This window comes from Cryobacterium sp. TMN-39-2 (genome assembly GCF_004402745.1).
GTDB lineage: Bacteria > Actinomycetota > Actinomycetes > Actinomycetales > Microbacteriaceae > Cryobacterium > Cryobacterium zongtaii.
Genome location: NZ_SOFX01000033.1, coordinates 44,278 through 62,878, shown reverse-complemented (window position 1 = coordinate 62,878; position 18,601 = coordinate 44,278). Strand labels below are relative to the sequence as shown.

General features: G+C 70.8%; 18 protein-coding genes and 1 riboswitch. Of the genes, 8 read left to right on the top strand and 10 right to left on the bottom strand.

The features are described from left to right. Positions 1-49: 49 nt before the first annotated feature. Entirely contained in the window at positions 50-463 is a 414-nt protein-coding gene (gene panD, locus E3O57_RS11905) for an aspartate 1-decarboxylase (protein ID WP_088454831.1), read from the top strand. A 6-nt stretch (positions 464-469) separates the two neighbouring features. Here panD and E3O57_RS11900 read toward each other — a convergent pair whose 3' ends face one another. Both E3O57_RS11900 and E3O57_RS11895 read right to left on the bottom strand, forming a co-directional pair. Further along, positions 470-793 (bottom strand): multidrug efflux SMR transporter, encoded by a 324-nt coding sequence (locus E3O57_RS11900; protein WP_088454832.1) that lies wholly within the window; start codon positions 791-793, stop codon positions 470-472. A gap of 9 nt (positions 794-802) precedes the next feature. Beyond that, positions 803-867, bottom strand: a riboswitch (guanidine-III (ykkC-III) riboswitch). A 52-nt stretch (positions 868-919) separates the two neighbouring features. Continuing rightward, positions 920-1,891, bottom strand: coding sequence for an FKBP-type peptidyl-prolyl cis-trans isomerase (locus E3O57_RS11895; protein ID WP_103479232.1), 972 nt, complete (start codon positions 1,889-1,891; stop codon positions 920-922). Positions 1,892-2,202: 311 nt separating this feature from the next. Here E3O57_RS11895 and E3O57_RS18725 point away from each other — a divergent pair, with 311 nt between their 5' ends. The 3 genes from E3O57_RS18725 to E3O57_RS11885 all read left to right on the top strand — a co-directional run bounded on the left by E3O57_RS18725 (position 2,203) and on the right by E3O57_RS11885 (position 4,580). Continuing rightward, positions 2,203-2,346 (top strand): hypothetical protein, encoded by a 144-nt coding sequence (locus E3O57_RS18725; RefSeq protein ID WP_158253860.1) that lies wholly within the window; start codon positions 2,203-2,205, stop codon positions 2,344-2,346. A gap of 81 nt (positions 2,347-2,427) precedes the next feature. Further along, positions 2,428-2,865 carry a metalloregulator ArsR/SmtB family transcription factor gene (locus E3O57_RS11890; RefSeq protein ID WP_088454834.1) on the top strand — a complete coding sequence of 146 codons (438 nt, stop codon included), beginning with the start codon at positions 2,428-2,430 and terminating at the stop codon, positions 2,863-2,865. Next, on the top strand, positions 2,862-4,580 hold the full coding sequence (locus tag E3O57_RS11885; RefSeq protein WP_241990393.1) for a SulP family inorganic anion transporter: 1,719 nt from the start codon (positions 2,862-2,864) through the stop codon (positions 4,578-4,580). The genes E3O57_RS11890 and E3O57_RS11885 overlap by 4 nt, the downstream gene beginning before the upstream one ends. Here the strand turns inward: E3O57_RS11885 and E3O57_RS11880 are convergent. From E3O57_RS11880 to E3O57_RS11855, 6 genes are all read right to left on the bottom strand, one after another. Continuing rightward, positions 4,577-5,860, bottom strand: a complete 1,284-nt coding sequence (locus tag E3O57_RS11880; RefSeq protein ID WP_241990392.1) for a LuxR C-terminal-related transcriptional regulator — start codon at positions 5,858-5,860, stop codon at positions 4,577-4,579. The two genes, E3O57_RS11885 and E3O57_RS11880, sit on opposite strands and share 4 nt — an antisense overlap. Positions 5,861-6,106: 246 nt before the next feature. Then, a complete protein-coding gene (locus E3O57_RS11875; protein WP_240632321.1) occupies positions 6,107-6,775 on the bottom strand; it encodes an HAD hydrolase-like protein in 669 nt (222 codons plus the stop codon). Between the two features lie 179 nt (positions 6,776-6,954). Continuing rightward, the gene (locus E3O57_RS11870; RefSeq protein ID WP_241990391.1) at positions 6,955-7,719 is read right to left on the bottom strand and encodes a nucleoside/nucleotide kinase family protein; all 765 of its coding nucleotides are present in this window, start codon (positions 7,717-7,719) and stop codon (positions 6,955-6,957) included. 6 nt (positions 7,720-7,725) lie between these two features. After that, a complete protein-coding gene (gene nucS, locus E3O57_RS11865; RefSeq protein ID WP_103460102.1) occupies positions 7,726-8,421 on the bottom strand; it encodes an endonuclease NucS in 696 nt (231 codons plus the stop codon). Positions 8,422-8,430: 9 nt separating this feature from the next. Next, a complete protein-coding gene (locus E3O57_RS11860) occupies positions 8,431-9,666 on the bottom strand; it encodes an MFS transporter (RefSeq protein ID WP_103479234.1) in 1,236 nt (411 codons plus the stop codon). A gap of 87 nt (positions 9,667-9,753) precedes the next feature. After that, on the bottom strand, positions 9,754-11,082 hold the full coding sequence (locus tag E3O57_RS11855; RefSeq protein ID WP_255455749.1) for an MATE family efflux transporter: 1,329 nt from the start codon (positions 11,080-11,082) through the stop codon (positions 9,754-9,756). A 69-nt stretch (positions 11,083-11,151) separates the two neighbouring features. Here E3O57_RS11855 and E3O57_RS11850 point away from each other — a divergent pair, with 69 nt between their 5' ends. Further along, entirely contained in the window at positions 11,152-12,144 is a 993-nt protein-coding gene (locus tag E3O57_RS11850; RefSeq protein ID WP_103479236.1) for an ABC transporter ATP-binding protein, read from the top strand. Further along, the gene (locus E3O57_RS11845; RefSeq protein WP_103479237.1) at positions 12,141-13,814 is read left to right on the top strand and encodes an ABC transporter permease; all 1,674 of its coding nucleotides are present in this window, start codon (positions 12,141-12,143) and stop codon (positions 13,812-13,814) included. The genes E3O57_RS11850 and E3O57_RS11845 overlap by 4 nt, the downstream gene beginning before the upstream one ends. Positions 13,815-13,893: 79 nt before the next feature. Here the strand turns inward: E3O57_RS11845 and E3O57_RS11840 are convergent, their stop codons facing one another. Next, the gene (locus tag E3O57_RS11840) at positions 13,894-14,823 is read right to left on the bottom strand and encodes an NADP-dependent oxidoreductase (protein ID WP_103460107.1); all 930 of its coding nucleotides are present in this window, start codon (positions 14,821-14,823) and stop codon (positions 13,894-13,896) included. Between the two features lie 140 nt (positions 14,824-14,963). On the opposite strand from E3O57_RS11840, the gene E3O57_RS11835 reads away from it, so the two are divergent. Together E3O57_RS11835 and E3O57_RS11830 are read left to right on the top strand one after the other, a co-directional pair. After that, a complete protein-coding gene (locus tag E3O57_RS11835; protein WP_103460108.1) occupies positions 14,964-16,928 on the top strand; it encodes a M13 family metallopeptidase in 1,965 nt (654 codons plus the stop codon). Positions 16,929-17,010: 82 nt separating this feature from the next. Continuing rightward, a complete protein-coding gene (locus tag E3O57_RS11830; protein WP_103460109.1) occupies positions 17,011-17,919 on the top strand; it encodes a serine hydrolase in 909 nt (302 codons plus the stop codon). Between the two features lie 54 nt (positions 17,920-17,973). Here the strand turns inward: E3O57_RS11830 and E3O57_RS11825 are convergent, their stop codons facing one another. After that, complete coding sequence (locus E3O57_RS11825) at positions 17,974-18,576, bottom strand: YdeI family protein (RefSeq protein WP_103479238.1); 603 nt, start codon at positions 18,574-18,576, stop codon at positions 17,974-17,976. Between the last annotated feature and the right edge of the window lie 25 nt (positions 18,577-18,601).

Below are 18,601 nucleotides of genomic sequence, written 5' to 3'. Positions count from 1 at the left end.
CCGTGCGCGGCACGCGTATCGTGGAGAAGTTGATCCTCGAAAGGCCCTGATGCGCCGCACAATGTTCAAGTCCAAGATCCACCGCGCCACCGTGACGCACTCCGCCCTGCACTACGTGGGGTCGCTGACCGTCGACCTTGACCTGCTCGACGCGGCCGACCTGCTGCCCGGCGAGCTGGTGAGCATCGTGAACGTCAACAACGGCGCCCGATTCGAGACCTACCTGATCGCCGGGGAGCGCGGCAGCGGTGTGATCGGCGTCAATGGCGCGGCAGCGCGCATGGCACACGAGGGCGACCTGGTCATCATCATCTCCTACGCCCAGATGGGCACGAAGAAGGCCAGGGTCTACCAGCCCACCGTCGTGCACGTGGATGCGCAGAACGCCATCATCTCGGTAGGCACCGACCCGGCCGCTGCCGACGGCGATGACGACCTGGAGCGCCCGCCCCACGCGCTCTGAGCGCGGCTAGTGGCCGCCGTCGACGAGCTTCAGGCCGATGACGCAGCCGACGAGGCCCAGGATGAGCAGGATTTTGATGAGCGACGCCGGTTCGCCGCCGAAGATCATCGCGTAGAGCACAGTCAGCGCCGCGCCGATCCCCACCCAGACGGCGTAAGCGGTGCCGATCGGGATGGTGCGCATCGCGAACGCGAGGCCGGCCATGCTCAAGACCAGGCCGGCACCGAAGATCACGGTGGGCCAGAGCTTGGTGAAGCCGACGGATTTGCCGAGGGCCGTCGCCCAGACGGCTTCAAGAACACCGGACACGATCAAAATGATCCACGACATGAGAACTCCTATGGCCAGTCTTGTCGCGTGCCGGGTACTGATCCGTCGTCCGGAACCGCGGTGAGCGGTCTCCCAGAAGACTAGCCCGGCGGCCTGTGCAGACACTGGGCAGGCCGCCGGGGACACTTAGGCTGCGGCGATGATGTCCACGACGAAGACGAGAGTGTCTGTTTCGCTGATGCCGGCCGTCTCGTTACCGCCCTCATAACCCAGCTCGCCCGGCGGGATGACAATGACCACCTGGGAGCCGACGGTCTGTCCGACCAGGCCCTGGGTGAAGCCGGTGATCAACCCGGAGACCGGGAACGACGTGGGGCCGACACCCCAGCTCTGGTCGAACACCTTGCCGGTGTCCCAGATGGCGCCGGTGTACTGCACGGTCACCGTGGAGGTCTCCGTGACGGCCGCGCCGTCACCCTTCTTGAGCACCTCGACCGCGAGGTCGGTGGGCGGGTCGCTCTTGGGCATGGTCACGGTGGGCGCGCCGTCATCGGCGAGCTTCACGGTGGGGAAGCCGTCCGTGGGCTCCTGGTCTTCCCCGGTGGCGCGGGTGGGCAGCTTTTCCTTGATGTCGATCACGAAGAGCAGCTGGTCGGTGGCGGCCACACCCAGGTCGGTGTTGCCGGTCTCGCCGAAGCCGTCGGCCGGCGGGAAGACCACGGCCACCCTGTCGCCCACGTTGGAGCAGGCCACACCCTTGAGGATGCCCGGGATGACGCCCTGGCCGTTGACGACGTTCACGGTGAGGCCGGCGGCGTCGCCGAAGCCGCCGGCGGTGAGCTTGGCGCCGGTGGTGGCGTTGTACGCGGCGTAGGAGATCGCCACGGAATCACCCTCCTCGATGGCGTCTCCGGTGCCCTCCGTGATGACGGTGCGTTCGGTCGCTTTCGTGGCCAGAGGGGCCTCGAAGGTCACGGTCGGTTCGGCTGCGGCATCACCGGCGACGGTGACGGCATCCGAGGTCGCACCCGGATCGGTGCATGCGACCGGGGCCGTCGTGGCCGACGGTGTCGGCGACGACGCGGGTGACGCCGCGCAGCCGGTCAGGGCGACGGCGGCGACCGCCGTCAGGGTGAGGAAAGTGGGAAGTGTACGCACGCAGGTGTCTCCAGTCAGATTCGGGCCTCGACCAGTCTGGTCCCCGCACCTATGTATGTGCTGAATCGGTGTGCTCCCAGCCGGCTCACAGACCCGCCGATTCGGGACCTTCGTCCCCTGACGGGGGGAAGTGCGGAGATCTAAACTGATTATTCGGCCCCGGGAATTCGTCAGGCCGAGCAGGTCGATGGTGACCGAAACCCACCGACAGTGGCGCCACGCTCATCACGGCAACCTCCTGATTGACGCCCTGCCCCACCCATCGAACGCCGCTCGATGTGGTGACAGCACGTCAAGAGAAAGAGCAATTCGTGTCCGACCAAAAGTCGACCTCAGTAAACGCCGTCAGCATGGACCGCTGGGAGAGCCTCAAGCGCGAGTACTTCTGGCGCACCCACCGCAACGTGCCCGCCGCCGCCCCGGCCGCCACGGTAGCCGACCCCAACGCGGAGTAGCCCGAAGCCCGGCCGTTTGCCGGCACCGGCGACGGGACCTTGGTCCGGGGTTATCCGCTGGTAGCGCGATATGATGAATTCATGGAACCGCTGAATGACGACCCGACCGGCACCTTCACGGATGCGAACCGTCCGCTGTATGAGGTGAAGGCCAACCTGTTCAAGGGGTTGGCGCATCCGGTTCGGGTGCGGGTGCTCGAGGTGCTCGCCCACGCCGACACCGACCTGTCGGTCTCCGACCTGCTCGCCGACACCGGCCTGGAGGCCTCGCACCTCTCCCAGCACCTGTCGGTGCTGCGCCGGCACAACCTGGTGGTGGCTGAGCGCCGCGGCAGCCTGGTCTTCTACGGCCTGGCCTACCCGCAGGTCGCCGATCTGCTCGCGGTGGCCCGGCAGCTGCTCGTCGAGATTCTCGAGACCACCCAGCAGCGCCTGATCAGCACGGTCGGCCGGCCCCGGCTCGGGTCGACGGATGCGGCGTCCAACGCTGCCGTGTCCAGTGACGCGGTGTCCCGGTGAGTGTGATCACCGTCGCCGCCGGCAGGACCGGCCGTTACCTGCGCGCGCTGTTGCCCAGCTGGCAGGATTACCGCGATGTGAAGCGCACCTGGCGCGGCGACATCGTGGCCGGCCTCACCGTGGGCATCATTGCGCTGCCGCTGGCCCTGGCCTTCGGGGTCAGCTCCGGCGCCGGCGCCGAAAGCGGCCTGATCACCGCCATCGTGGCCGGTGTGATCGCCGCGGTGTTCGGCGGCTCCAACATCCAGGTCTCCGGCCCCACCGGCGCCATGGTCGTGGTGCTCGGTCCGGTCGTGGCCGCCCACGGCGTCGGCGTTGTCGCGGTGCTCAGCCTCATGGCGGGCCTCATCGTGATCATTGCCGGCGCCCTCAAACTCGGCCGAGCGGTGACCTTCATCCCCTGGCCGGTGATCGAGGGGTTCACCCTGGGCATCGCCGTCATCATCTTCCTGCAGCAGGTACCCGCCGCGATCGGTTCCAAGGCCGGGCCGAGCAGCAATGCCTTCGTGGCCGCCGTACAGTCCTTCCAGACCGTCGACTGGTCCACCGTGATCGTGCCTGTGGCCATGGTGCTCATGGTGGCCGCGATCATGCTGCTGGCCCCCCTGGTGCACAAGAAGCTGCCGGGGTCGATCGTGGCCATCATCGTCGTGACCGTGATCGCCAACCTCGCCAACCTGCCGCTGGCCCGCATCGGCGAGCTGCCCAGCTCGCTGCCGTCGCCCGCGCTGCCGCAGCTTGATGCCGGCCTGCTGAGCTCCCTGGTCGGCCCCGCCCTCACCATCGCGGCGCTCGCCGCGATCGAGTCCCTGCTCTCTGCGCGGGTGGCCGTCACGCTGTCCGACACCGGCCCGTACGACGCCGACCGCGAGCTCGTGGGCCAGGGCCTGGCCTCGATCGCCTCCGGCTTCTTCGGCGGCATGCCGGCCACCGGCGCGATCGCCCGCACGGCGGTCAACATCCGCTCTGGCGGCCGCACCCGGCTGGCGGCGATCGTGCACTCGATCGTGCTCGTCGGCGTGGTCTACCTCGCCACCGGGGTGGTCTCGCAGATCCCGCTCGCCGCGCTCTCCGGGGTGCTCATGGTGACCGCGGCCCGGATGATCTCGATCGCCACCGTGCGAAGCATCATCGGCTCCACGGGGTCGGATGCCACGGTGTTCGTCATCACCGCCCTGGTGACGGTCTCGGTCGACCTCATCGTGGCCGTGGGCATCGGCATCGCCGTCGCCGCTTTCTTCGCGCTGCGGGCGGTGTCGGCCTCCAGCGGCGTGCACCGGGAGGAACTGCCCGGCACCCCGGTTCCCGGCGACGAGCGCATCGCGCTGTTCAGGCTCGACGGCGCCCTGTTCTTCGGTGCGGCCGAGCGGATGCTCGAACGGGTCAACCAGACCAGCCACATCACGGTGGTGATCATCCGGATGTCGCAACTGCAGATCCTCGACGCCACCGGCGCCCGGGTGATCACCGAGATGATCCAGGCGCTCGAGCGGCGCGGCATCACGGTGCTCGTCAAGGGCATCCAGCCGCGGCACCTCAAACTCGTCACCCGGGTGGGCGTGATCACGTCGCTGCGGCACCGCAACCACCTCTTCGTCGACCTTGACGCCGCGATCGAACACGCCCGCAGCCACGTCACCCGGGCCGCCACGGCCGGCGGCGCGGATGCCGGCGACTACGGCTGGACCAGCGCGATCCGGTTGCCCAGGGACTAGCGGGCCAGCGAAGCCAGCTCGGCGCGGGTGGAGGCGCCCACCTTGCGCAGCAGGTTGGCCACGTGGAACTTCACGGTGTTCTCGCTGATCAGCAGCTCGCCGGCGATGGCCTTATTCCGCGCGCCGGAGGCGACCAGCGCCAGCACCCCCTGCTCCCGCGGGCTCAACCCCCACTCGGTGGCGGGGGCCAGCGGGGCCGACGGTGGGTCCAACGGCAGCGACACCGTGAGCTCGGAGCCCCAGCCGGCGGTGGCCTGCACGCCGAAGGTGCCGCCGAGCGCGGCGACCCTGGCCGTGAGAGGGACGACGCCGGGGGAGTCCGTGCTGAGAACGCCCGCGCCGTCGTCGCGGATCTGGATCAACAGGTTGCTGCCGTCGCAGTCCCACTGCACGCGTACCCGGCTCACCCCCGCCTGCTCCACCAGGGCCAGCACGGCGCCGCGCACGATGGCGCGGCCCGCGTGCGCGACCTCACCGGGCAGGGCTGGGCCGTTCGCCGGCGGCTCGACGAACTGCACGTCGAGGTCACCGAACCGCACCAAGGGCCTCAGATCGTCCCGCAGCCTGGCAAAGGCCGCCGCCACCGGTTCCTGGGCGAGTGAGCGGTCCCGGTCCGACACCGCGCGCAGGTTCACCATGGCGCTCGCGGCGAGATCGGTGGCGGTCTGGCGGGCGGCCTCGGCGCTGACCGTGGGCGAGCGCAGCACCCCGAGCAGGGATTCGAGAGTGGTCGAATGGGCATCCGTGAGATCGGCGATGAGCTTGGCACGCTCGGCCGACGCGGGCCGCGAGTCGAGCAGGTGGGCGGGACTGGGCGCGGCCACCTGTTGGCGGATGCTCGTGGCCACGAGCTGCCACAACCGGCCGACGAGCGCGAGGGTCGCCTCGGGGTCGGCCGCGCCGGCCGGCGTGAGTTCGGGGTCGGCGAGCACCAGCAGGGCGCCGGTGGAAGCAGTCCAGGCCGTGATCGGGCGATCGGTGCCACCGAGCACGGCACGTCGGCCCCACGGGTCGGACGGTTCGCTGGTGAGCGAGCGGCGCACGGCGTCGAGCTCGACGAGGGTGACGTCGTCGATGATCGACGCCTCGCCGGCCGTCTTCCGCGGTCGGCCGGTGCAGTCGTCTGTGCAGTCGTCGGTGAGAATCAGCAGCGCGCTGTGCCCGATGAACGGCTCGAGAAGGGCCGAGAAGCCGCCGGCGACGTCGGGCGGGGAGCTCTGCACGACGCCGTGCAGGGCGTCGAGCAGTTCCATTGAGCGGGGGTTGGCGAGCGACTTCACCGCGTCAGCCTACCCGGATCTGGCCGTCCGGCCTGACTGCCCCTACCCATCCGGGTGGGCTCGTCATCTCCGCCCGGCCACGGATGCCCCCGCCGCGACGTGCGCCGAATCGCCGCTTCGCCGCCCGCAGAGGGACCATTTGCGGCAAGTCAGCAACCCGCGCGGTCACGACGTGCCGAAAAGTGCCCCATCACCATGCGTGAAGGGGCACTGTGCGGCAACTCGGCGCCGCGGGAAGGCGACGGGTCAGCCGAGGAGGAGCTTGCCGAGCTGGTCGGTGGAGTGCACCACGGCGGTGGCCAGGGCGGCCTCCGCGGGGGAGCCGTAGCCCCACTCGACGAGGATGGTGGGAACGCCGTTCGCGTTGGCGCCCTCGGCGTCATAGATGCGGTCGCCGACCATGACGACGGCGGAGGTGTCGACACCGACGGCGGCGAAGCGCACCAGGGCCTCTTCGACGATGTCGGCCTTGTTGCTGCGGGTCTCGTTCTCGGTGGCGCCCACCATGACGGTGAAGTACTGGGCCAGCTCGAAGTGCGTAAGGATCGCGATCGCGGTGTGCTCGGGCTTGCTGGTGGCCAAGCCGAGCGGGATGCCGGACTCGTGGATGCGCTCGAGCAGGCCGGCGACGCCCGGGTACACGGCGGTGTCCAGCGACGCGGGGCCCTGGTAGTCGGCGCGGTACACGGCAAGGGCCTCCTGGGCCTCGTCGGGCGTCATGCCGGCGTACTCGCCGAACGCCGCCAGCAGCGGCGGGCCGACGTACTTCATCAGCTCGGTGTCGGAGGGAACCGGGCGGCCGAGCAGAGCGAAGGTGCGCGCCAACGAGTTCGTGATTGCCGGGGCGGAATCCGTGATGGTTCCGTCGAGGTCGAAGAGGATGGCGCTCCAGGTGCGCGTCAGAGTGGGGTTCACTCGCAATATCCTAGGGCCGGAGGGGGCAAACCCTTGCATGCGAGGTGGATACAAGGTATGCGCGCGACCCCGCGGTCGGCCGCATCGCTGCCGGCGAACGGATGCCGCCGGGTCGTGCCTCTCTCCGAGAACCCGGCCAACTGTGTCCGCAAGGGGAACAGTTGCGGCGGCGGGGCCGGTCAGGCCGAGGGGATGACCGTGGCGTCGAGGCCGGAGACCCGCAATGTGGCGCGCGGCGCTGACCGCTCGATGAGCACGGCGTTGGCTCCGTCGACGTTCTCGGCCCAGTCCCGGGCGGCCCCGGGGCTGCGTCCGTGCCGCTGGTGCCGCGCCACCAGGCGCTGCAGACGCTCGGCGCCCGGGGTCTCGCAGAACCACACCTCAGCGGCCAGACCGGGCACCAGGTTCCAGGGTTCCCGGTCCACGAGCAGGTAGTTGCCCTCGACGATCACGATGCGGGTGCCCGGCTCCACAACCAGGGCGCCCGCCACCCCCTCGTCGACCGCACGGTCGAAGCTCGGGGCGTAGACCGGGTGGTCGGTCTCGGCCCTGAGCCGTCGCAGCAGCGCCACGAAGCCCCAGCCGTCGAAGGTGTCGATGGCGCCCTTGCGGTCGTGCCGGCCGAGCCTGTCGAGGGTGGCATTGGCCAGGTGGAAGCCGTCCATCGGCAGGTGCACGGCCCAGGGAACGGCGGCAGTCGCCCCGGTCGCCGGGCCGGCCGCCGCAGCCGACCCGGCCGCATCCGCATCCACCCCGGCAAGCTCGGTGAGGCGCCGCGCCAGCCGCTCGGCCAGGGTGGTCTTGCCCGCGCCGGGGCTGCCGGCGATGCCCACAACGATGCGGCCATCGATGGGCAGTAGGCCGAGCACCCGCCGGGCGAGCAGGTCGAGCGGCGCGGTGTCGCCGGCCGCCTCGGAGGACAAGGCAGCGGACCGGTCAGGCACGGGAGCCTAGAAGAGCTTGGACGCGGTGTCGTCGAGCCCGCGCATGGCGTCGTAGTCGAGCACCAGGCAGCGGATGCCGCGGTCCTCGGCCAGCGTGCGCGCCTGCGGCTTGATCTGCTGCGCGGCGAACACGCCCACCACGGGCGCCAGGTGCGGGTCGCGGTTCATCAGCTCGAGGTAGCGGGTGAGCTGCTCGACGCCGTCGATGTCGCCGCGGCGCTTGAGTTCCACGGCCACAGAGGCGCCCTGGGCGTCCCTGGCCAGGATGTCGACGGGGCCGATCGCCGTCATGTACTCGCGGCGCACGAGGGTGTGGCCGTCGCCGAGCAGGTGGATGTGCTCGGCGAGGAGCTTCTGCAGGTGCGCTTCGACGCCGTCCTTGATGAGGCCCGGGTCGATGCCGAGTTCGTGGGCGGAGTCGTGCTCAACGTCGTAGAGGCTCACGATGAGCTGGTCGGCGGTCTTGGCGTGCGTCACGGTCCACAGCTCGGTGATCCCGGCCTCGGCCTGCAGCTCGTCGGGCGCCGAGACGGCCAGGCTGCACGGCGGGCTCATCCAGTTGAGCGGCTTGTACGAGCCGCCGTCCGAGTGCACGAGCAGGCTGCCGTCGGACTTGAGCATGAGCAGGCGGGTGGCCAGCGGCAAATGCGCGCTGAGCCGTCCGGCGTAGTCAACTGAACATCTTGCTATTACGAGGCGCACTGAACGAGCTTAACCGGCGGCGGCGGTCTGCGCGCGCTCGCGGGCCGCCGGGGCGGCCAGCCCGGCGAGGGCCATGAGCACGACGATCACGAACAGGGCGTTCAGGATGCCCCACTGCTCGCCGATCAGGCCCAACACCGGTGGCCCGACCAGAAATGCGAAATAGCCGATCATGGCTACGGCGCTCACCCGGGCGGCCGCGTTTGCGGTGTCATCCGCGGCGGCCGACATGCCCACCGGGAAGCCGAGCGAGGCGCCGAGGCCCCACAGCACGGTGCCGACGATGAGCAGCCAGATGGCCGGCGCCAGGATCACCAGCAACAGGCCGGCCACGCCGAGAACCGAGCAGGCCCGCAGCACCGGAACCCGGCCGAACCTGTCCAGCACCGGGCCGCCGAGCACCCGGCCCACCGTCATCGCCGAGACGAACACCCCGAAGACCAGCGCCCCGGTGGCGTCGCTCTGGCCGTGCCCGTCGACCACGGCCAGGGCCAGCCAGTCGCTGGCCGATCCCTCGGCGAAGGTCATGCCCAGCACGATCACCCCGATCAGCAGGATGTTCGGGTCGCGCCACACCGCGAGGCTGGTGCGCATCCGTTCGACCCAGTTCGGCCGCACGACGGTGTGCGCGGCGGACTGGTCTGCGGGGTCGCCGAGGGCCGGGCGGAGCGGCACGAACCGGACCGCGATCGCGGCGGCGGCCAGCGCGAGGGCGGCGACGAGGCTGAGGTGCCAGACCACCGACACGGCGAGGGCGGCGGCCCCGGCGCCGAGCAGCGCCCCGGCCACGGTGCCCAGGCTGAAGCAGGCGTGCAGCAACGGCATCAGGGTGATGCCGAGTTCGCGTTCGACCGCTGCCCCCTCGACGTTCATCATGACGTCGGTCGAACCCATGCCGAAGCCCACCAGGGCCAGGGCGGTGAACGCGATCGGCGACGACCCCCACACCGTGGCCGCGGTGCCCACCAGGACCAGACCTGCCGAGGAGGTGGCGATGCTGATCACCAGGGCCCGGCGGGCGCCGAACGCCGACAGCAGCCAGACGGCCGCGACGAGTCCGAGAATGGATCCGGCGGAGAGCCCGAAGATCAGCAGGCCCACCTGGTCGGTGCGGAGCGCCAGGTCGTCGCGCACGGTGGGGATCCGGGACACCCACGACGCCAGCCCGAGCCCGCTCACAAAAAACAGCATGAAGATGGCGTTCCGCCAGCGGGTGAGTTCGCGCCGTCCGCGAGTCTTCGTCATTCCACCCACGCTACCGCCCCCGCGAACTGTGAGCTGAGCCCCGGAAATCGAGAGATCCCGGGGCTTTTCTCACAGTTCGCGGACCGGTCAGGCGCCCAGGCGCACCCAGCGGGCGCCTCGGGCGCGCACGGACAGGGTCACCGCTCTGGCGCCGAGGAAACCGAAGACGAACGCGGCCATCAGCCAAGCCAGCCCCGCGGCACCGGCGGGAGCGAAGAGCAGCACCAGGCCGGCCAGCGGGACGAAGGCGGCCAGGTTGACCAGGCCGGTGATCGCGAGATAGCGGGCGTCGCCGGCACCGATCAGCACCCCGTCGAGCACAAAGACCAGGCCGCCCAGCGGCACGGACAGGCCGAGCACCACGAGGGTCGGCGGCAGCAGCGCGGTGACCTCAGCGGCGTTGGTGAATACCCCGCCGAGCACCCCGCTGGCGGCCACCACGACCAGGCCGAGCAGCATGCCGCCGCCGATGCCCCACTCCAGGCAGCGCCGCAGCACCTGGCGCACCTGCTGCAGGTCGCCGGCACCGAGACCCCGGCCCACCAGGGCCTGCGCGGCAATGGCGAGGGCGTCGAGGGCGAAGGCCAGCGTGGCGAACAGGGTCATCGCGATCTGGAATGCCGCGAGCTCGGGGGAGCCGAGGCTGGTGGCCACAAACACCGCCAACAGCATGGCGGCGCGGAGGCTCGCGGTGCGCAGGAACAACCAGCCGCCGCTGGTGGCCCCGCGGAGCAGCCCCGCACGGTGCGGTCGGAGCGGCGCACGCTCGCGGCGGGCGTGCCGCACGACGATGACCAGATACACGGCCACCATGCCCCACTGGGCGAGCACCGTGCCCAGCGCCGACCCGATCAGGCCCAAGCCCAGCCCGTAGATGAACCACAGATTGAGCAGGATGTTGGTCAGGAAGCCGAGCCCGGCGACCCAGAGCGGGGTGCGGGTGTCCTGCAGGCCGCGCAGCAGTCCGGTCGCGGCGAAGACCAGCAGCATCGCGGGCACACCCAGCATCGACAGGGCCAGATAGTCGGCGGCGGCGCGGGTCACCTCGGGGTCGGCACCGAACGCGGCCACCAGCGCGGGGGCCGCGAACCAGCCGGCCACGGCGAGCACGGCGCCGAGGCCGAGCGCAAGCCACAGGCCATCCAGCCCCACCGACACCGCACGGCGCCGGTCGCCGACACCGAGCCAGCGGGCCACGGCGGGGGTGGTGCTGTACGCGAGGAACACCATCAGCCCGATGATGGTCTGCAGCACCGCGCTGGCCAGGCCGAGACCGGCCAGTGGCACCGCGCCGAGGTGGCCGACCATGGCCGAGTCGGACAGCAGGAACAGGGGCTCGGCGATGAGGGCGCCGAGGGCAGGCAGGGCCAGCCGGCGGATCTCACGGTCGATGGGTTGCGGGCGTAGAAGTTCGATGCTTCGACTCTAGTTATCCGCACCGACGGGGGAGGACGCCGACCAAGGTTCGGGCGTAGTCTCACGGCTATGAGCCCCGTTGTTCAGACGCGTGACCTCACCAAGCGGTTCGGCCGGGTGCAGGCCCTCGCCGGCCTCGACCTGTCGGTGGCCGAGGGGGAGGTGCACGGTTTCGTCGGCCCGAACGGCGCGGGCAAATCCACCACCATCCGCATCCTGCTCGGCCTGATGCGCGCCGGCGGCGGCTCGGCCAGCGTGCTCGGCGGTGATCCCTGGGCGGATGCCTCCGCGCTGCATCGCCGCATCGCCTACGTCCCCGGCGACGTGAGCCTGTGGCCCAACCTCTCCGGCGGCGAGGCCATCGACCTGCTCGCCCGGCTGCGCGGGGCCCGCACCGCCGATCCGGCCTACCAGGCGCGGCGCCGGCAGTTGCTGGAGCGCTTCCAGCTCGACCCGACCAAAAAGGGCCGCACCTACTCGACGGGCAACCGGCAGAAGGTGGCCCTCGTCGCGGCGCTCGCCGTGCCCGCCGACCTGCTCATCCTCGACGAACCCACCTCGGGCCTTGACCCGCTGATGGATGCCGTTTTCAGGGCCGAGATCGTCGCCGCGGCCGCCGACGGTGCCACGGTGTTGCTCTCCAGCCACATCCTCAGCGAGGTCGAGCGCCTCTGCGACCGGGTGAGCATCATCCGCTCCGGCCGGATCATCGAGACCGGTACCCTGGCCGAGCTGCGCCACCTCACCCGCACCGAGGTGGCCTTCGCCGCCGCCGGGCTCACGGATGCCCAACTGGCCGGCCTCGCCGCACGGCTGCCGGGCGCGCGTGACCTCTCGGTCGGTGACGACAGGGTGAGCTTCACAGTCGACGCCCAGGCGCTGCCCGGGATGCTGCCGGTACTCGCCGAGCTGCGGGTGCAGGCGCTCACCGTTGCGCCGCCCACCCTGGAGAGCCTGTTCCTGCGCCACTACGATGACGCGTCGGCGGCCCCGAACGGGCCGGAGAACGTCGATTCAGACCCGGCCGGCGCTCACTCTCCGCAGCACCGGCACCGGCGATGACGGCCCCGGCAGCCCCGGCACGCCAGGCCGCCCCGACGTACGTGCGAGCAGCGGTGCCCACCCTGTGGCCGATGCTGCGGCTGCGGCTGCGACGGGACCGCGTGCAACTGCCGATCTGGCTCCTCTCGCTTGCGGCTGTCGCGTTGCTCGCCGGTATCGCCGTGCCCGCCAGTTTCGGCACCCTCGCCGACCGGGAAGCTCTCGTGCAGATCGCCGTGGGTACGCCGAGCATCCTGATGCTCCGCGGCGAACCGAGGGGCCCCACCACCGACGCGTTGCTGTTCTTCAGCATGTTCGCCAACCTCGCCGCCGCCGTGGCGTTCATGAGCACGTTCCTCGCGGTGCGGCACAGCCGCGCGGAGGAGGAGGCCGGCCGCAGCGAGCTGATCGGCGCCACCGTCGCCGGACGGGTGGTGCCGCTGTTGGCCACGGTGCTGTTCGGCGTCGTCGCGAGCCTGGCCGCGGGAGCCGCGGTGGCGCTGGCCCTGGTCATCGCCGGGCTCGACCCGCTCGGCTCGCTCGTCACGGGCGCCGCTCTGGCCGCTACCGGCGTCGCGTTTCTCGGTGTGGGGGTGGTGGCCGCGCAACTGATGCGCACCTCCCGGGGTGCGAACGGACTGGCGGCCGCCGTGGTCGGTCTGGCCTATGTGCTGCGCGCCGCCGGCGACGCGGGCGGCACCCCGTCCGCCGACGGGCTGAGCCTGACGAGCGCCTGGCCGAGCTGGCTGTCCCCGATCGGCTGGGGCCAGCGCGCTCGTGCGTTCACCGAGAACAACCCGGCACCGCTGCTGCTGTCGGTCGCCCTCGCCGGCCTGCTCGTGGCCGTTGCCGTACTGCTGCAGTCCCGCCGCGACACCGGCTCGAGCGTCTTCGCCGAGCGGGCCGGCCGACCGGCGGCCGGCTGGCTGCTGCACGGCTCGCTGGGACTGGCCTGGCGGCTGCACTGGCCCGCGATTCTCGGCTGGGCCATCACCGGGCTGCTGTTCGGGCTTCTGGCGGGCAGTCTCGGCGAGACCGTGGTCGAGCTGATGGAGGGGAACCCGGTCTTCCAGAATGTGCTGGTGGGCCTGGCCGGTGGCCGGGGCGCGATCATCGACCTGTTCACCGCGACCCTGTTCAGCCTGGTCGGGGTGCTGGCCACGGTCGCCGGGATCCAGGCGATGCTCCGGGCGCGTCAGGAGGAGGCCGCCGGGGTGGCCGAGGCCATGCTCAGCACGAGCCTTGGCCGCATCCGCTGGCTGTTCGACTACCTCATCGTCGGCCTGGCCGGGATCGTGCTGGTGCTCGCGGCCGCCGTGGCCGGTGCGGCGGCCGGGCTCCTCCGTTCCGCGAACGCCGGCGACCGCATCGACAGCGTGCTGGCGGCCGGTGCCGCCCAGCTACCGGCGGCGCTGCTGCTGCTCAGCGTCGCCGCGGTGCTCGTGGCGCTGCTGCCGCGCCTGAGTATCGGCCTGAGCTGGGGTCTGTTGCTCGCCGCGGTGGTCGTGGGTCAGTTCGGCGACCTGCTCGACCTGCCCCAGTGGCTGCGCGACCTCTCACCGTTCAGCCACACGCCGATCGTGGCGGCCGCGGAGGTGGACTGGAGCGGGGCCTGGTGGATGCCGGCGCTGGCCGTGCTGCTGGCGGCCGTGGCGGCCGTGGGCATCCGCCGCCGCGACCTCGCGCTCTAGCTGGCCCTCAGTGTTGCCCATGCGGACACCTGCGCCCGGCGTACCGGCCACAGTTGTCCGCACGGGCAACAGTTACGTCTTACGGCAGGATGACGAGCTTGCCGCGCGCGCCGGACTCGAAGTCGTCGAATGCCTCGGCAACGTCGGCGAGGGCGTAGCTGCCCTGAACGGTCACGGAGGTGCGGCCGGCGGCGAGGCTCTCGGCCAGGCGGGTCAGCACCTCGGGGGTGGGGTCGGCGAGGATCGGGACCACGGTGACGGTGTCGGTGCCGAGCTGGTCGGGCGAGCCGATCAGGGTGGAGACCAGGCGACCGCCGGCTCGCAGCGCCGGCAGCACGGTGGCCGCGTCGCCGGCGAAGTGCAGCACCACGTCGACACCGTCGGGGTGGGCGGCGAGCACGGCCTCGCTGAGGTTCTGGGTGTGGTCAACGACCTCGCTGGCGCCGAGCAGGCGCACCTGGGCGATGCCGAGGGCGGTGCGGGCGGTGGCGATCACGGTGGCGCCGGCCGCGGCGGCGAGCTGCAGCGCCTGGTTGCCGACACCGCCGGTGGCGCCGACGACCAGTACGGTGCTGCCGGCGCTGAGCTCGGCGGCATCCACGGCGGCCTGCGCTGCCGTACCGGCCAGCCCGAGGGCGGCGCCGCGGGCGAAGTCGACCTGCTCGGGCAGCTTCGCCAGGCCCGTCGCGACGGGGACAACCACGAACTCGCCGAACGAACCGTCACCCAGGTGGGCCTTGGTGACGACGCCGAAGACCCGGTCACCCACGGCGTATGCGGTGACGTCGTCGCCGACGGCATCCACGATCCCCGCGAAGTCCTTGCCCAGCACCACCGGGAACCGGTGCTCCATCAGGCCATTGAGGTAGCCGGCGGCCACGGCCAGGTCGAACCCGTTGACGGATGCCGCGTGCACGCGCACGCGGACCTCTCCCGCAGACGGCTGAGGGGTGTCGATCTCGGTCAGTTCGAGGGCGGAGCCGAACTCGGGCAGGGTGATGACGCGCATGGGGATCTCCTGGGTCGAGGGCGACCCGTGTGGAGCGCCGTTGTCCTTATGCTCCCATGCCGCCGCATCGCCCACCACGGCCCATGGTCCCACGCCCGCTACATCCCCCACCATTTCACGGTGAGGTTTAGGCTGGTGCGATGACTGATCAGGCGACGGCATCCGGAATCGACACCGACGAACTCGACCCGGGCGTGCGCCCGCAGGACGACCTCTTCCGCCACGTGAACGGCAAGTGGATCGCCCGCACCGAGATCCCGAACGACAAGGCCCGCTGGGGTTCGTTCTACCTGCTCGCCGAGGAGGCCGAGAAGGCCGTGCGGGCCATCATCCTCGAGGCGCAGACCGCCGCCGAGGGCACAGAGGAGCGCAAGTTCGGTGACCTCTATGCCAGCTTCATGGACGAGGAACGCATCGAGCAGCTCGGCGCCACCCCGCTCGCGGCCGACCTGGCCACCGTGGACGGCATCAGCAGCGTGCCGGTGTTCCTCGCCACCCTCGGCCGCCTCGAGCGGTCCGGCGTCGCGGGCACCTTCCAGCTCTTCGTCGACAACGACCCGGGCAACCCCGAGCGCTACCTGGTCTTCGTCGAGCAGGCCGGCCTGGGCCTGCCCGACGAGTCCTACTACCGTGACGAGAAGTTCGCCGGCGTGCGCGAGGCCTACCTTGCCTTCGTCGAACGGATGCTCACCCTCGCCGGCGTCGACGACGCCGCGGAGCGCGCCGGTCGCATCTTCGCCCTCGAAACCGAGCTCGCCAGCCACCACTGGGACAACGTGCGCACCCGCGACAGCGAGAAGACCTACAACCTCAAGACCTGGGACCAGCTGTCCGCGCTCGCCGCGGGCGCCGACCTCGACCTGTGGCTGGAGGGCCTGGACGCCCCGGCCGTGTCCTTCGCCGAGGTCGTCGTGCGCCAGCCGAGCTTCGTGGTCGGCCTGGCCGAGATGCTCACCGAAGACCGGCTCGACGCCTGGCGGGACTGGCTGCGCTGGCAGGTCATCCGCTCGAGCGCGTCGTACCTGTCGAACGACTTCGTCGAGGCGAACTTCGACTTCTACGGCCGCACCCTCACCGGCACCCCGCAGATCCGTGCCCGCTGGAAGCGCGGCGTCTCGCTCGTGGAGGGCGCCCTCGGCGAGGCCGTCGGCCGCATCTACGTTGACCGGCACTTCTCGCCCGACGCCAAGACGAGCATGGACGTTCTCGTCGGCTACCTCGTCGAGGCCTACCGGGCCAGCATCTCGGGTCTGGACTGGATGACTGAGGAGACCCGGGTTCGCGCCCTGGAGAAGCTGGACAAGTTCACCCCCAAGATCGGTTACCCGGTGAAATGGCGTGACTACTCCAGCCTGGCCATCGAGCCCGGCGACCTGATCAAGAACGTGCGCGCCACCGGCGAGTTCGAGTTCCACCGTGAGCTGGGCAAGATCGGCAACCCGCTGGACCGCGACGAGTGGTTCATGACCCCGCAGACCATCAACGCCTATTACAACCCGGGCTTCAACGAGATCGTCTTCCCCGCGGCCATCCTGCAGGTGCCGTTCTTCGACGTGAACCGGGATGCCGCAGCGAACTACGGTGCGATCGGCGCGGTCATCGGCCACGAGATCGGCCACGGCTTCGACGACCAGGGCTCCAAGTACGACGGCGACGGCCGGCTCACCGACTGGTGGACCGAGGCCGACAAGGCCGCGTTCGAGCAGCGCACGGCGTCGCTGATCGAGCAGTACGACGCGCTCCACCCGGCGCAGGTGCCCGACCACCACGTGAACGGTGCCCTCACCATCGGTGAGAACATCGGCGACCTCGGCGGCCTTTCCATCGCCTGGGAGGCGTACCTGCTGTCGCTCGAGGGCGCCGAGCCGCCCGTCATCGACGGGTTCACCGGGGCCCAGCGGTTCTTCCTCTCCTGGGCGCAGGCGTGGCAGATGAAGATGCGCGACGAGGAGGCCATCCGGCTGCTCGCGATCGACCCGCACTCGCCGAACGAGTTCCGGTGCAACCAGATTGTGCGCAACATCGACGAGTACTACACGGCGTTCGGCGTGACCGAGACGGATGCCGCGTGGCTCGCTCCCGAGAAGCGCGTCACGATCTGGTAGCGGTCTCCTCCGGCCCCGCGACCCGTGGGTTAGGGTGTTCGCGGGGATGTCGCAGTACCGATAGTCAGAGGACAACGCAGTAGTGGTCGCGCCAGCACAGGAATCCGAACGCCGGTCCAGGCACGCGATCGAACGCGGCGGCAGACACCGGGAATCCTCGGTGCCGTCCAGTTTCGAGCGTGGCTTCCACTCGCTCGGCGAGCTCGCCATGGGCGGTGCGCAGGTGTCGGCTCGGGCGACCGACCTGGCCACCGGCCGGGTGCTGTTCTCCGTCGATGACCACGTCGTCATGCCCACCGCCGGCGTCGGCACGGTGTTGCTGCTCATCGAGGTGGCCTCGCGGCTGCGCGACGCCGATTTCGGCGCGTACACGATCCTCGACCGCACGGTGCGCGACTCGGTCGACGGCTCCGGACTCTGGCAGCACCTGCAGGCGCCGTCGCTGCCCGTCGCCGACCTCGCCGCACTGGTGGGAGCCACCAACGACAACCTGGCCACCAACGTGCTGTTGCGCGCGGTGGGCCTGGAGGCCGTGCGCCGTCGCACCGAGGAACTCGGCCTGAGCGGCACCGGCCTGCTCGACCTCGTCCGCGACGCCCGTGGCCCCGACGACGCCCCCAACCTGTCGGTGGGCAGCGCCCGCGAACTCACCTGGCTGTTCACGGCCCTGGCGCGCGGGGAGATCCTCGACGACGAGGGCAGCGAACGGGTTCTCGGCTGGCTGTCGCTGAACTCCGACCTGTCCATGGTGGCCAGCGCGTTCGGCTTCGAGCCGCACGCCCACCGGTCGGCGTCGCACGGCGTGCTGCTGGTGAACTCCACAGGCTCCGACAACGGGGTGCGCAGCGAGGTGGGCGTGTTGCGCGGACCGCGCGCCGGCGTCGCCTACGCCGTGTCGATTTTCTTCGATGACCACAACCTGTCCTCACGCCTCTCGGTGCTGGACGGCATGCGCTCGGTCGGCCTCGACCTGCTCGAATACGTGCACTGACCCCCCCAAAGAACTGCGAGTTAAGCCCCGGAATCATCGGGTGTGGGGCCTTTTTCACAGTTCGCGGCGCTGGGCCGGGGGGACCCACTGGTGGGCGCGCTCGTTGCGCGCGGCCGCCTCGGCCGTCTCCCGGATGCGGGCGGCGCGGGTGGCCGGCCGCTTGGCCTGCACGATCCACTCCAGGATGCCGCGGCGGGGCGAGCGGGGAAAGGCATCCCAGTTCGCCCGGGCACCGTCGAGAGCGGCGAGGGCCACGGCCAGGTCGGGCGGCACGATCAGGTCCTCGACCTCGTCGAGCCGGGTCCAGGAGCCGTCGGCCTCGGCGGAGCGCACCGCAGCCTCCCCGGCGTCCCGCATCAGTCCCTCGGCGCGGAGCCGTTCGATGCGCTGCTTATTGGGCCTGGACCACGCGCTGCCGCGGCGGCGCGGCGCGAAGTAGAGCATGGTGCGCCGCTCGTCGACCTTGCCGCCCTTGCTGTCGACCCAGCCCACCGCGAGGGCCTCGAGCACGGCCTCCTCGTAGCCGAGCACCGGCATCCCGGAGCCTTGCCGCCAGGTGACCAGCCACACGCCGGTCTTCGTCGTGTGGTTCTTCGCCAGCCAGGCCCGCCACGCGGCCCGGTCGTCCGGGTGCACCCGTTCGGCGTCGTCACTCACGGCGCCACCATAGCCCGCGAACGGT